At 70.7% G+C, this 13,982-nt stretch carries 11 protein-coding genes; 7 read left to right on the top strand and 4 right to left on the bottom strand.

Annotation, left to right across the window (positions count from 1 at the left end):
• Nucleotides 1-37 precede the first annotated feature (37 nt).
• The 3 genes from AC1DKV_RS00830 to AC1DKV_RS00820 form a co-directional block, all read right to left on the bottom strand.
• A complete protein-coding gene (locus AC1DKV_RS00830) occupies nt 38-925 on the bottom strand; it encodes an enoyl-CoA hydratase/isomerase family protein (RefSeq protein WP_441614231.1) in 888 nt (295 codons plus the stop codon).
• 53 nt (nt 926-978) lie between these two features.
• Complete coding sequence (locus tag AC1DKV_RS00825; protein ID WP_441614230.1) at nt 979-2,139, bottom strand: acyl-CoA dehydrogenase family protein; 1,161 nt, start codon at nt 2,137-2,139, stop codon at nt 979-981.
• Nucleotides 2,140-2,311: 172 nt separating this feature from the next.
• The gene (locus AC1DKV_RS00820) at nt 2,312-3,931 is read right to left on the bottom strand and encodes an acyl-CoA carboxylase subunit beta (RefSeq protein WP_441614229.1); all 1,620 of its coding nucleotides are present in this window, start codon (nt 3,929-3,931) and stop codon (nt 2,312-2,314) included.
• A 180-nt stretch (nt 3,932-4,111) separates the two neighbouring features.
• Here AC1DKV_RS00820 and AC1DKV_RS00815 point away from each other — a divergent pair, with 180 nt between their 5' ends.
• The 7 genes from AC1DKV_RS00815 (at nt 4,112) to AC1DKV_RS00785 (ending at nt 12,379) form a co-directional block, all read left to right on the top strand.
• Nucleotides 4,112-4,837: an IclR family transcriptional regulator gene (locus AC1DKV_RS00815; protein WP_441614228.1), complete on the top strand. Its 726-nt coding sequence runs from the start codon at nt 4,112-4,114 to the stop codon at nt 4,835-4,837.
• A 229-nt stretch (nt 4,838-5,066) separates the two neighbouring features.
• Nucleotides 5,067-6,056 (top strand): hypothetical protein, encoded by a 990-nt coding sequence (locus AC1DKV_RS00810; RefSeq protein ID WP_441614227.1) that lies wholly within the window; start codon nt 5,067-5,069, stop codon nt 6,054-6,056.
• 16 nt (nt 6,057-6,072) lie between these two features.
• A complete protein-coding gene (locus AC1DKV_RS00805; protein WP_441614226.1) occupies nt 6,073-7,425 on the top strand; it encodes a hypothetical protein in 1,353 nt (450 codons plus the stop codon).
• Between the two features lie 34 nt (nt 7,426-7,459).
• Complete coding sequence (locus AC1DKV_RS00800; protein ID WP_441614225.1) at nt 7,460-9,544, top strand: 8-amino-7-oxononanoate synthase; 2,085 nt, start codon at nt 7,460-7,462, stop codon at nt 9,542-9,544.
• 18 nt (nt 9,545-9,562) lie between these two features.
• The gene (locus AC1DKV_RS00795) at nt 9,563-10,699 is read left to right on the top strand and encodes an aminotransferase class I/II-fold pyridoxal phosphate-dependent enzyme (RefSeq protein WP_441614224.1); all 1,137 of its coding nucleotides are present in this window, start codon (nt 9,563-9,565) and stop codon (nt 10,697-10,699) included.
• A complete protein-coding gene (locus AC1DKV_RS00790; protein WP_441643229.1) occupies nt 10,692-11,579 on the top strand; it encodes a GIY-YIG nuclease family protein in 888 nt (295 codons plus the stop codon). Before AC1DKV_RS00795 ends, AC1DKV_RS00790 begins: the two co-directional genes overlap by 8 nt.
• Nucleotides 11,576-12,379, top strand: coding sequence for an amidohydrolase family protein (locus AC1DKV_RS00785; RefSeq protein WP_441614222.1), 804 nt, complete (start codon nt 11,576-11,578; stop codon nt 12,377-12,379). Before AC1DKV_RS00790 ends, AC1DKV_RS00785 begins: the two co-directional genes overlap by 4 nt.
• Here AC1DKV_RS00785 and AC1DKV_RS00780 read toward each other — a convergent pair.
• Nucleotides 12,321-13,667, bottom strand: coding sequence for a sigma 54-interacting transcriptional regulator (locus tag AC1DKV_RS00780; RefSeq protein WP_441614221.1), 1,347 nt, complete (start codon nt 13,665-13,667; stop codon nt 12,321-12,323). The genes AC1DKV_RS00785 and AC1DKV_RS00780 overlap by 59 nt on opposite strands.
• Nucleotides 13,668-13,982: the final 315 nt, after the last annotated feature.

The following is a 13,982-nucleotide window of genomic DNA, read 5'->3' as shown; positions in this document are numbered from 1 at the left end:
ATGCGGAAAATCGGTATGGATGGATGGGCGGGCGCGCTCAGCCCTGCGTGGCCTGGGCAGCGCGCACGGCGGCGGCATCGAAGCGCACCACCCAGGCGGCGTCGCGCTTCTCGCGGAAGGCCTGGATGCCCTCCGCGCCTTCGCTGCGCATGCATTGCGCGAACAGCTTGGAGGCCTCGTCGAGCAGCTCGCCCTGCGGCAGTTGCGCGGTGCGCGCCACCAGCGGCTTGAAGGCGCGGTTGGCCTGCGGGCCGCAGCGGCAGATGCGCGTGAGCCACTCGGCCAGCAGCGCGTCGAGCCCCGCGCCGTCTTCGGCAAGCCCGTCGACGAGGCCCAGCGCCACCGCCGCGTCGCCGCTCACGCGTTCGCCCGACAAGCCAAGGCGCCGCGTGGCCGCCGCGCCGACCCGCGCCACCACGAAGGGCGCGATCTGCGCGGCAATGATGCCCAGCGATGTCTCGGACAAGGCAAAGCGCGCGTCGCGCGTGGCCAGCACGATATCGGCGGCGCAGGCCAGGCCCATGCCGCCACCCATGGCCGCGCCTTCCACCGCCGCCACCACCGGCACCGGCAGCGCGGCCAGGCGCTGCATGAAATAGCCAAACTCGCGGTTGCGGCTGGCCACCGGATCATCGGTGCCATGGTCCGCATCGAGGCGCGCGCGGAAATTGCCCACGTTGCCGCCCGCGCAGAAGAAACCGCCCGCGCCGCGCAGCACCAGGGCGCGCACCGCGATACCGGATCGGGCATCGGCTTCGGCGCGCGCCAGCGCGGCCTCCAGCGCGGCCACCACCTCGGGCGCGAGGGCGTTGCGCGTGGACGGCACGTTGAGGGTGACGAACAGCACGCCCTGGACTTCGCGCACGATCACGGCTGGCGCGGCGTGGCTGGACTGGGCGGCTTCGGACTGGATGGCTTGGTTCATGGCAGGGTCGGTCAGCGTCTGGATTGGTGGCACGGCAGGCAACGGCGCGGCGCTCAGCCCTTGGACATGATGCCCATCTGCTTGGCGATCACGGTGAGCATCACCTCGTCGGCGCCGCCGCCGATGGAGCCCAGGCGGAAGTCGCGATAGGCGCGCGATGCATGGTTGTCCCAGGTGTAGCCCATGCCGCCCTGGAACTGCATGCACCAGTCCGCCACCTCGCGCGACAGGCGGCCGGCCTTGAGCTTGGCCATGGACGCCAGCTCGACCACGTCGCCGCCGTCGATATAGGTGCGCGTGGCCATGTAGACCAGGGCGCGCAGCGCTTCCATCTCGGTCTTCAGTTCGGCCAGCTTGAACTGGATGAACTGGTTGTCCAGCAGCGGCTTGCCGAAGGCGATGCGCTGGCGCAGGTAGTCGGCGGTCTCCTCGATCAGCGCGGTGCAGGCCAGGCGGCGCGCGGCGCCGTTCAGGCGTTCTTCCTGGAACTGCTTCATCTGGTAGATGAAGCCCATGCCTTCCTCGCCGATGCGGTTGCGCACCGGCACGCGCACTTCGTCGAAGAAGATCTGCGCGGTGTCGGAGCACCACATGCCGAACTTCTTGATCTTCTGCACTTCCACGCCCGGCGTGCGCTTGCCGCCCTGCTTGAGCGGCACCACGATCAGCGACTTGTTCTTGTGCACCGGGCCGTCGGAGGTATTGCACAGCAGGCAGATCCAGTCGGCCTGCGTGCCGTTGGTGATCCACATCTTGGAGCCGCTGATGACATAGTCATCGCCATCGCGGCGCGCGCGCGTCTTGAGCGAAGCCACGTCCGAGCCGGCGCCCGCCTCGGACACGCCGATCGCCGCCACCATCTCGCCGGCGATGGCCGGCGCCAGGAACTCGCGCTTGAGCGCGTCCGAACCGAATGCCGTCAGGGCCGGCGTGGCCATGTCGGTCTGCACGCCCACCGCCATGCCCACGCCCTGCGCGTTGACGTAGCCGAAGGCCTCGGCCGCCGCCACCGCATACGAGAAATCGAGGCCAAGGCCGCCGTACTCCACCGGCTTGGTGATGCCGAGAAAGCCGAGTTCGCCCATCTTCTTGAACAAGGCATGCGCTGGGAAGATCTCCGCGGCCTCCCATTCGTCCACGAAGGGGTTGATCTCCGCCGCCACGAAGCGGCGGATGCTGTCCATGATGTTGCGATGGTCTTCGGTGTAGAGCATGTCCTTGTCTCCTTGCTTGTTCTTTGCCGGCGCAAACGCTTGACGCGTCCGCACCGGGGTCAATTCAATCTGCGCAGGTGCGCCAAACCGTCCGGCGTGCCCGCTGGTTGTCAGTCGTCACGCCCGCCCCCCAATCGGCAGTCGGGAGCAAACCATGGGTACGCGCCGGCCCTCAGAAACGCGCCACGCCGAACTGCATGGCACGCGGCGCGCGCGCCGCCGCCTCGCGCGCCGTGGCCAGCACGAAGGCCAGCACCGCGCGCGTGTCGCGCGGATCGATCACGCCATCGTCGAGCAGCAGCCCGCTGGTGATGAAGGCGCTGGCCTGGCGCTCGAAGTTCGCCACGATCTCGCCGGTCTGCTGGGCGAGCCTGGCCTCGTCCACCGCCACGCCCTTGCGCTCGGCCTGCTGGCGGGCGACGATCTCCAGCGTCATGGCGGCCTGCTCGCCGCCCATCACCGCGGTGCGCGCATTGGGCCACGAGAAGCAGAAGCGCGGGCGGAAGCCGCGGCCGCACATGCCGAAGTTGCCGGCGCCGAACGACGCGCCGCAGTAGATGGTGACCTGCGGCACGGTGGAATTGGACAGCGCCTGGATCATCTTGGCGCCGTGCTTGATCATGCCCGCTTCTTCCGAGGCGCGGCCGACGATAAAGCCGGTGGTGTTCTGCAGGAACACGATGGGCGTGCCGCTCTGGTTGCACAGCTGGATGAACTGCGCCGCCTTGGTCGCGCCGGCGGGGTCGATCGGGCCGTTGTTGCTGATGAAGCCCACCGCGTGGCCGTCGATGCGGCCGCGCCCGCACACCGTGGACAGGCCGTAGTCGGGCTTGAACGCCAGCCAGGCGGAATCGTCGGTGATGCGGCCGATGATCTCCAGCATGTCCACCGGCTTCTTCACGTCCAGCGTCATGACCGCGTCCAGCTCGCGCGCATCCAGGCGCGGCGGCTGCACCGGCTGCGGCAGCGCGGGCGCCACGGCGGGCCAGTCCAGGCTGGACACGATGTCGCGTGCCAGCGCGATGGCGTGCTCGTCGTCCTCGGCCAGGTACTCTGCCAGGCCGCTGACGGTGGCGTGCAGGTCGGCGCCGCCCAGTTCCTCGTCGGTGGCGATCTCGCCGGTGGCGGCCTTGAGCAGCGGCGGGCCGGCCAGGAAGGCGCGGGCACGGCCGCGCACCATCACCACGTAGTCGGACAGGCCCGGCATGTAGGCGCCGCCGGCGGTGGACGAGCCGTGCACCACGGTGATCACAGGCAGGCCGGCGGCGGACAGCCGCGCCAGGTTGTAGAAGATGCCGCCGCCGCGCACGAACTTGTCGACGCGGTACTTGCGCAGGTTGGCGCCGGCCGATTCCACCAGGTGGATGAACGGCAGGCGGTTCTCCAGCGCGATCTCCTGGCAGCGCATCAGCTTGAGGTTGCCGCCTTCGGTCATGGCGCCGGCATCGATGCCGGAATCGGTCGCCACCACCATGGCGCGCACCCCGCACACGAAACCGATGCCGGCCACCAGCGAGCCGCCGGGGATGGAGGTGTCGGGATCGGGATCGTCCATGCCGTAGCCGGCCAGGTTGGCGATCGGCAGGAAGGCGCTGGCCGGGTCCAGCAGGCGGGCCAGCCGCTCGCGCGGCAGCAACGCGCCGCGCCTGGCAAAGGACGGGCGGGCGCGCTCGGAAGCGGCGGCGGCGCGCTGCTCCAGCGTGCGCAGGCGCTCGATCAGGGCTTGCATGCCGCTGCGCTGGCTGGCGAAGGCGGGACTGGCGGGATCGATCCGGGACTCGATGGGAAGCATGGCGCTCGGCAAGGGACTAGGAATGTATCGATTGCAAACCAGGCGCCGGTGCGAGACAAGCGCAATCCCTCCGTTTGTGCATAATGTGCACAAATCCGTCTTTGAGACACGCCCCCGATGCCGACCCCTGCCGCCCGTCACCCCGCGCCGTCCCCCGTGGCCGCTCCGCAGCCCGCGCCCATGCCCGGCGTACAGAGCCTGGACCGCGCGTTTACCCTGTTGTGCCTGCTGGCCGAGCAGCATGAAACCGGCCTCACGCTGGCGCAGCTGGTGGCGCAGACCGGCATCGACCGCACCACGGCCCACCGCATGCTGCGCTACCTGCTGCACGCCGGCTTTGCCAGCCAGGACGAACAGGGCAAGCGCTTTCGCCTCGGCATGGCGGCCATGGCGCTGGGCCTGCGCACCATGAACCGCTCGCCGCTGGCCAGCGCCTGCGCCACGCGCATGAAGGCGCTGGCGCGCCGCACCGGCGACACCGTCTTCCTGATCGTGCGCATCGGCGACCACGGCTACTGCATGCATGCCGAGGAAGGCAGCCACCGCGTGCAGCACTTCCACCTGCTCGCCGGCAGCACCCGCCTGCTGGGCCAGGGTACCGCCAGCATGGCGCTGCTGGCCAAGCTGGCCGACGAGGAAATCGTCGCGCACTACGAGCGCCACCGCGCCGAGTACGAATCCAGCGGCCTGAGCCTGCTCAAGCTGCAGCGCGGCGTGGAGCGCAGCCGCAAGCTCGGCTATGCGCTGGCGGGCGCCGGCGGCGTGGCGGGGGTGGGCTACGCCTTCGCGCTGCCGCTGGCCGGCGAGGCCGCGATCAGCATCGTCTCCACGGCCTCGCGCATGCCGGTGGCGCGGCGCCGCGAGATCGGCGAGATGATCCGCGAGGCATTCGGCTCGCCCGCCTGAGACGCACCCGGCGCGCCGCCCCGCGCGCGAGGTGGCGAAGCGCGCTTCGCGCCGGCGTCCCTGCGCAGGTGTCCCGGCGAAGCCACATTCGCAGCCCGCCCGTGGCCGCGAATCGCAAACCCCTTTCTTTTCAAAGACTTGGCTCCTGGCGCCGAGGTGGCACGCTCGATGCGAACAGCTTGTCACGCGAGTGCCGCTGCTCGCCAACCTCTGCTGAAAGGAGCTGCAAATGCACGATATCGGGAGCGCCAGGCCGGGCGGTTGGGGGACCGGCTACAACGAGTTCGAACACGAGCTTTCCGGGGAAACGGCCGGCGAGTTCGGCCATGAGCAGGAAGGCGCGTTCGGCCACGAGTTCGAGACTGAATTCGAGCAGGGCGAAAGCGAGTTCGAGAACGAGTTCGAGACCGAAGTCTCCGGCGAGATGCAGGAGATGGAGCTTGCCGCGGAACTGCTCGCGGTCAACAGCGAACAGGAGATGGAGCAGTTCCTCGGCGGGCTGATCAAGTCGGTGGGCCGCGTCGCGACCAACTTCGCCAAGTCGTCGGCGGGCAAGGCGCTCGGCGGCATCCTGCGCTCGGCGGCAAAGTCCGCGCTGCCCATCGTCGGCAGCGCGCTGGGCAATCTCGTGCTGCCCGGCGCCGGCGGACTGATCGGCGGCAAGCTGGCCGGCATGGCCGGCAGCGCGCTCGGGCTCGAGCTCGAAGGCCTCAGCAATGAAGACCGCGAGTTCGAGGTGGCGCGCCGGCTGGTGCGCATCGGCCAGCACGCGGCACACCATCTGAGCAGCATGCCGCGCAATGTGCCGCCGGCCCGCGCGGCGCGCATCGCCTTCCTGCGCGGGGCACGCCAGGTGGCGCCCGGCCTGCTGCCGGCCATGCGCGCGATCTCCCAGGGTGGCATCGCCGGTGCGCGGCAACTGCCCATGCCGATCTTCGGCGCCCCTGCCGCCGCACCACGCGCGATGCAGCCGGCCTTCATGGGCGGGCAACCGGCCTTCGCCGGCGGGCAACCCGACTACGCCGGCGCGGGCGCCGCCTATGCGCCGGCGCCGCCCATGCGGCCCATGCCTGGCGGCTACCCCACCCCCGGCCCCGCATGCCCGACCTGCGGCGCGGGGCCGGCCCACGTCCATGTGGCGCAGGGCGGCACGTGGCGGCGCTCGCGCAACGGCCACGCCATCATCCTCTACCTCGCGCCGCGCCGGCAACCGTACTGAGCCCGGGAGCATTGCGATGAACGCCTGCGTCCAAGCCCTGCGGCTGCTCGAACAGGAAGTGCTCGGCATCCGCGCACGCCTGGACGCGCAACTGCCCTACGCCCTGCAGATGCCGATGGTGCCCGCGGCCAACGTCAGCGACGAGGCGATGGGCGCCATCGAGCGGCACATGCAGGCCGCGCGCAAGCAGTTGCGCGTGCGCATCGCACGTTTTCTCGCTTACCTGCGGCACGCCCGCGCCACGCCGCGCGACGTGGCACAGGCGCAGCAGCGCTATGCCATGCTGAAGCTGTACTTCCACGCCGCGCTGACGCACTTCGAGATCTTCGCCGAGGTGCTCACCCAGCGCAGCCAGCATGGCACCGGGGTATGGCTCTCGGGGCTCGACGTTGCCGCGCAGGACGGCTTGCGCCAGCCCGGCGTGCCGATGGCGCTGCCGCCCGTGATCTGCTACGTCGAGCGTGGCCACGGCGGCGCGATCCGGCGCGCGCGCACGCGCCTGCCCGGCGGCGGCGCGAACCCGGTGGCGGTCATCCGCATGCCGCGCGAGCGCATGGTCGGGACCGGCGTGGCGGCGTCGCTGTTCCACGAGGTAGGCCACCAGGCGGCTGCGCTGCTCGACCTGGTGAACGGCTACCGGCGCGCTTCCGCGGCACGTTTCGGCCATGCGCAGGCGCACTCCGTCTGGCGTGTGTGGGAGCGCTGGATCAGCGAGATCATGGCCGACCTGTGGGCCGTGTCGCGCGTAGGCATCGCCGCCACCTGCGGGCTGATGAGCGTGGTGAGCCTGCCGCGCGCGTTCGTGCTGCGCATCAACCTGGACGATCCGCATCCGGCGCCGTGGATCCGCGTCAAGCTGTCCATCGCGATGGGCAACGCGCTCTATCCGCATCCGCAGTGGGCAGCGCTGGCGCAGCTGTGGGAACGGCTGTATCCCCGCTGGCAGATGAGCGCGAGCCAGCGCAGCGCGTTCGACGAACTCGACCGCGCCATCCCGGCCTTCCTTGCCATGCTGCTGTCGCTGCGCCCGCCGCTGCTCGCCGGGCGCACGCTCGGCGCGGCACTGCGCCTGCCCGACCGCCACCCGCACACCCTGCTGCGGCTCTGGCACACGGTGAAGGCACGGCCCCAGCAGTTCCTCGCGGACACCCCCACGCTGGCCTTCGCCGTGCTCGGGCAGGCGCGCTACAGCGGACTGCTGCCGGCCAGGCAGGAACTGTTCGTGATCTCGGAGCTGCTGCAGCGCTGGGCGCTCGCGGGCTATCTGCCGTGGCGCGCGGGGAGTCCACAGTTGAGTGTGGTGTTGAACCAGCGGCAGCCGGTCCGGCCACAGGCCGGCGCGGCGGCGCCCTTTGGCATGTACGCCTGAAGTCTGTGCAGTCTGTGAAGTCTGATGGAGAAGGATGATGACGACGATCGAGAAGATGACTTTCAGCGCTCCGCTGGACCTGGGCGGCGGGTACGTGGAAGACGGCCAGTTCTTCGTGGCGCGCAATCCGGCCTCGCTTATCGAGGAGGGCGGATGGATGCATGCGGTGCAATGCGCGGCGAGGATCAAGAGCGGAGACAAGTATGCGGACATCCCCAAGGAAGGGCTGCAATTTGCCTCGCGGGAGGCGCCTGAGGCCATCCTGACGATCCAGCCGAAGGAAATCTCGGGCCGGGTCGGCGATGAGAAAGCCATGAAGAAGGCGGTCTCCGAAGTACGCAAGATATTCACCCAGTTGCTGGCACTGCCGGATGACTCGCGGGACGTCATGATCCTGGAGATCGTCAGCTGTCTCATGCTCCAGAAGGAAGCGCAGATCAGCGGCAAGATCGTATTTCCGTCCCGCGCCGATCCCAATGCCAACCCGGGGGTCCCGGCGAACCCTGGCACGGGCACAGGCACGGGCACGGGGGGCCAGGTCACCGGCTTCCACCCCCTGCCCGACCTCATCACCGAGCGTTCCGGCCCGCTCGCGCGCGACAGCTACGGCCACCCCACCCCGGTCACCCTGCAGCGGACCACCCGGACGCTGACCGGCGACGTCGCGCTGTGGCTGCTGATCAAGCTCAATGCCGACATGCTGAGCTGGGACAACTACATCAACCAGATGGACCGCCTGTTCTTCCCGGGCGATTTCACCGACGGCATGGCCGGCACCGCCGCGCCGATGTATGCCGCGGCCGCCCAGCTCAGCCGCCGCCGCTTCCTGCCGTTTACCGATACCGACGCCTACCGCGCCCTCAAGGTCGCCACCGAAGCGTTTATCGTGACATGGGGCGCGGTCGTGCCCAAGCCGCTCGACGCGGCCCTCCTGAGCGAGCTGCTGAGCGCGGACTCGGCCGCCATCGCGCTGGCCAACGACCGGCTCGGCCTGCGCCTCAACCAGCTCGCGGTGGAGGGCCTGGTCGCCAAGTATTTCGGCGACGCCAGCGTGCCGCCATCGCTGCCCTACCTGCAACGGGTGGCGATCGCCATGCAGGGCACCGACGCGGCCGGCGTGATCCAGGGCATGCTCGAGGACGAGGCCGGCAAGGTAGGCGACGACGTGCCCGACCCCAACGGCGCGTGCGGCAACAATTGCCTGTGGCTGCGCCACTGGAACCGCAATATCTCCGCCAAGCTGGCCCAGCCCCCGCTGATCGAGCTGATCTGGAGCTACTGGATGGAGGAGCTGCAACTGGTGCAGACCATGAACGCGATCTCGCGGCGCTTCCAGAACATCTCGGTCGGCCAGCACGACCCGCTGGCCCAGCTCGAGCTCGATCCGCTGCGCCCGCTCAACAACATGATCTGGGGCTGGGTCCAGGACGAGCAGCACCGCCTGCCGATCGAGCGCCGCGCGGCCGAGTACATGCACGAGTACGGCTTCCGCCTGATCGGCAAGGCCGTGCCGCAGATGCAGCCGGCCGACACGCGCAGCAAGTTCCTCGCCGCCTTCCATACGCTGCTCAACCTGTGCGTGCCGTTCTTCCGCCAGGCCGACGACACCACGGTGGTGCCCGACGGCTTCCCGCTGCTCAATGCCTTGCGCGAGGTCCACCTGATCCTGTCCGAAGGCGCGCACAACCAGTTCCGCGACCTGCCCACCACGGCGCGCGTGGAGATGATGATGCAGCAGTGGATGCTGGCGCGCACCGAGTTCCGCGAGTTCCTGCCGCGCCGCTCGATGATCGCGTACCCGGAGCCGTGGATGCATTCGGTGGAGAGCATGCGCAAGCTGCAGGGCTGGGGCGACACCAATACCTACCAGTTCTGGCAGCTGGCCACCACCGGCGAGCAGATCGTGTCGTCGATCCGCTGGAGCGACTGGAACTCGGTCAACGACCCGTCCAACGCGGCGAACTGGGCGGCATTCTTCCGGCCCGAGATCCAGACCTACATCCACTCCTATCGCGCGGTGACCGGCATCGACGTCGGCGCAGAGCCGGTCGACGTGCAGGTGCCGGGCATGCACCTGCTGCGCCGCCTGCGCGAGCAAAAGGGCATCAAGGTGGCCTGAGCGACAGGATGCGGCGCCATGGTCGACTTTGCTTCCGCGCTCTACCTGGGCCTGGCGCACCCCGCCTCGCGGATCGGCGGCTTTGCGGCGCTGACCACCGGCATGCCGGCCGCGCTGGGCGCGTCGCCGCAAGCCGGGCGGCTGGCGCTGCAGGCCGCGGCGCTGCAGGGCAGCGAGGCGGGCCTGGTGGCGCCATCCACGCTGCACCTGGCGATCGACGTGTTCGACCGGCTGGCCCGCACCCATGTGCTGATCGCCGACGACGCGCTCTACCCGGTCATGCGCTGGGGCCTGGAGCGCGTGGCCGGCCTCGGCACGCCGGTGTCGTGGTTCGCGCATGCCGACCTGGCCGGCATGCTTGCCCGCTTGCGCCGCATGCGCCAGCGCCACCCTGCGCGCGCGCCGGCGGTCATCACCGATGCCACGCGCCGCGAGGGCGCGGTGGTGCCGCTCGCCCGGTATCTCGCACCGGTGGCCGCGTGCGGCGGCGTGCTGGTGGTCGATCACAGCCAGGTGCTCGGCCTGCTGGGCCGGCAGCCTTCTGCGCGCCATCCGTGGGGACACGGCGGCGGCGGCATCCTGCGCTACGCAGGGCTCGGCGCGGCGCAGCCCGTGCTGCTGCTGGCGTCATGGGCCAAGGCCTTCGGTGCGCCGCTGGCCAGCCTGTGCGGCCCCGCCGCGCTGATCGCGGAGATCGCGCGCGACGGCCCGACCCAGTCGCACTGCAGCGCCGCGAGCGAGGCGGCGCTGCTGGCCGGGCTCGATGCGCTGGCCACCAACCGGCGCGAGGGCGACGCGCTGCGGCTGCGCCTGCTGCAGCGCGTGCACCACCTGCGCGCCGGGCTGCACTGGCTCGCGCGGGCGGCCTTGCCGGACCTGCAGGCCACGCTGCCCACGCATCCGATGCAGCAGATCTGGCTCGGCGCACCGGAGCGCACGCTCGCGCTCCACGCCGAGCTGCGCGCGGGCGGATTCCGCACCGCCTTGCTGCGCCGGCCCGAGGGCCGCTACGTACTGGCCGTGATCGTGCGCGCCAGCCACGGGATTGACGAGATCGACGCGCTGCTGGCCACGATGGCCACGCTGGTCCGGCAACTGCCGCCCTGCCGCGCCGTGCCCCACGCACCTTGCCTTGAGGAGCAACAGCATGTTTAAGACCGCAGATGGGGAGATGCTGGATCTCGCGCCATGGCGCATGCGCAGGCTGCTGCGGCTGCTTGCCGACACGCGCCGCTACCCCGCCGGCACGCCGCCGCAGATGCTCGTCAACGACCTGCGGCAGATCGTGGCGCGCGCGCGCCGCGTCAGCACGCAGCCGCGGCTCGGCACGGCGCGCTTCGAAAGCGCCGGGGCGTGCTGCCGCGCCTGCCTGCTCGCGCGGCTGCAGCAAGGCGTGCTGTCGCTGGTTGGCCTGAGCCTTGTGCCAGCGCTGTCGGGAGATCTCCCGGAAGATCTGCCGGCGCGACTGTCCGCGCGTCTGCCGGCGGATCTGTCGGCGGATCTGTCGGGGCATCTGTCCGAGCGCTATCTGCCGAAGGGCTACGCGGATGAGGCCGAGTACAAAATGCCCAAGCGCTCGGTCAACCGCACGCTGGCGTGGCGCCGGTGGCCAAGCCTGATCAACGCGGCGGTCAGCGCCCAGCAGGCATTGCCGCGCAGCGGTGTCTATCTCCTGGAGCGCAACGGCGTGCCGGTCTATGTCGGCAAGTCCCGCGACCTGCGCGGTCGCATGCTGGACCATCGCCTGCACGAACGGCTGCATCGCGACACAGGCCTTGCCGTGTGGGCCGCCGAGGTCCCGCCGGCGGACCTGGACGCCGTCGAACATGCGCTGACCCGCCTGCTCTCCTACTGGGCGCCCAGGACCACCGGCAGGCGCTCCATGCTGGTCAATACGCAGCGCACGGGCTCGGTCTCGGTCGGCGCCGGCGGCGTCGATATCCGCTGCGTGCTGCCGGTGGCCATGTCGGCGCTCGCGCCGCCGGGCAATCACATGTCCCATCCGGCGGACTCCGCGTTCGAGCTGGCGCCATGATCATCGACTTCCACGTCCACGCCGGCCAGGGCGATGGCATGACCGGGCCGTGGGACACCACCGCCCCGCTGGCCGCCTATGCCCGCCGCGCAAGCGAGGCCGGCATCGCGCACTCGGTATTGCTGCCCGTGTTCCAGTCGGACTACGCGCAGGGCAACCGCGACGTGGCCGCGCTCGTGCGCGCCGACCCGCGCCGCTGGACCGGTTTTGCCATGGTGCACGCCGAGCGCGACCGCGAACGGGTCCACCGCATGATCGAGGAGGCGGTGCTGCGCCTGGGCCTGCGCGGCATCAAGGTCCATCGCCACGATGCGCGCATCCACCGGCAGGTCTGCGACGCGGCGCGGCGCTGGCGGCTTCCCGTGCTCTACGACCCCGGCGGCGAGACCGGCGCGCTGAGCCTGCTGGCGCAGACGCATCCGGATGTGCCCTTCGTGTTCGCGCACCTGGGCAGCTTCGCCGACGACTGGGCCGCGCAACGCCAGGTGATCGACCTGATCGCGCGCTACCCGAACCTGTTCGCCGACACGGCGGGCGTGCGCCGCTTCGACCTGCTGGAGGAGGCGCTCGCACGCGCGGGGCCCGGCAAGCTGTTGTTCGGCTCGGACGGGCCCTGGCTGCACCCCGGCCTGGAACTCGCCAAGATCCGTGCGCTGCGGCCGTCGGCCGCGGCCTTCGCGCGCATGGCCGGCGGCAACGCGCTGCGGCTGCTGCGCCGCGCGCCGTTGCCGGCCGCCCGGCTCATTGGCCGCCCTCCACCGGCCGCAGTTGCCGCCGCAACTGCAATGCGCGCGGAGTGACGCGCAGCATCTCCGCCGCGCGCCCCGTGGAGCCCGCGCGGCGCTCGGCCACCTGCACCGCGATGGCCTCGGCGATCTGGCCGATGCTCTTGAGCCCGAGCCCGGCGTCGAGCGCGCCTTCCACGGCCCGGGCAAGCGTCTGCGTCCAGTCGTCCGGCGCGTCGGGCGCGCCACCGTCCGTCGCCTGGCGGTCGAGCGAGCCGGTGCTCAGCACGCCGAAGCCGTGCTGACGGTCGGCCATGCGCAGCACCACATTGCGCAACTCGCGCACATTGCCCTGGTACTCGCGCCGCATCAGCTGGTGCATGACCTCGGGCATCACCTCCGGCACCCCGGCATCCGCTTCGGCCAGGAAATGCCGGACCAGCAAAGGAATGTCCTCGCGCCGCTCGGCCAGGCCCGGCGCGCGCACGGTCCATTGCGTGATGCGGAAGTAGAGATCGCCGCGAAAACGGCCGGCCAGCACCTCGGCCTCGAGATCGCGATTGGTCGCGCAGGTGAGGCGGAAATCCGAACGGCGCCAGTTGTCCTCGCCCACCCGCTTGTACATATGCTCCTGGATCACCCGCAGGAGCCGCGCCTGCAACGACGGCTCGAGCTCGCCGATCTCGTCGAGGAAGAGCGTGCCGCCGTCGGCCAGCGCCACCGCGCCGTCGCGCGCGGCCACCGCATGCGTGAAGGCGCCCTTCGCATGGCCGAACAGTTCGCTGCCCGACAGCTCCGGGCTGAGCGTGGTGCAGTCGACCACCATGAACGGTCCCCGGCGGCGCACGGGATCCAGGTCATGGATCAGGCGCGCCAGCAACTCCTTGCCGCAGCCGCTATGGCCCAGCAGCAGGCAGGCGCCGCGCCCGAAGCGCCCCACCTCCGCCACCGCGCGCAGCGTGCCGCGCCACACCGGCGACTTGCCCACGGCGCGCTTTTGCAGCCAGTCCGAGGACAGGATGGTCTCCATCTCCGCGAGGCGCGCCAGGCGCAACGCGAGTTCGGTCAGCAATGCATCGTCGTCCTCGGCCGCAACCAGGTCGCAGACCGCCGCGGGCCACCACCCCTGCGCCTGGCAATCGCAGCGCGTGCTCGCCGTGCAGCCGGCGATAAAGGCATCGGGCAGCGGAAAGCCGCGCAGCCATTGCTGCGCGGCGGCCGCCACGCGGTCGCCGCGGGCGCGCGCGACGACCACCAGCATGCCCTCGCCCGCGCCCGACACGTCAAGATGGTCGGGCAGGCCGTGTGCGCGCAGCAACTGCGCGGCCTGCCGGGGGTCTTCCTGGTAGAGAACGACACGCATCCCATGGCCCGCGAAGATGGGTTACCGGTCCGGACTCAGGGCAACCGGGCAAAGCGCGCGGCCGGGCCTGCGGCGGCCCGGCAAGAACGCGGCAAGTCGTGACTGGTATCGGCAGAGCGCCGGCTTCGGGATGATGAGGGGGTATCGGAATCGCCCGCCGATGGCGTGGCGGCAGAAGACCGCACGCCGACGCTGCGCGAGGCACGCGGCCTCACGTCCTGGCGCGGGCCGGTAGTCGCCCCCGCATGCCGACGGTGCGGCCAGCGACAGTGCTGGATCCTGCCAGGCGGCGCGGTTCGATACCGCGCGGGCGGC

Source organism: Cupriavidus sp. 05T41 (genome assembly GCF_056396525.1).
The sequence above is the reverse complement of the archived record's forward strand: the minus strand, read 5'-3'. Positions and strand labels throughout refer to the sequence as shown.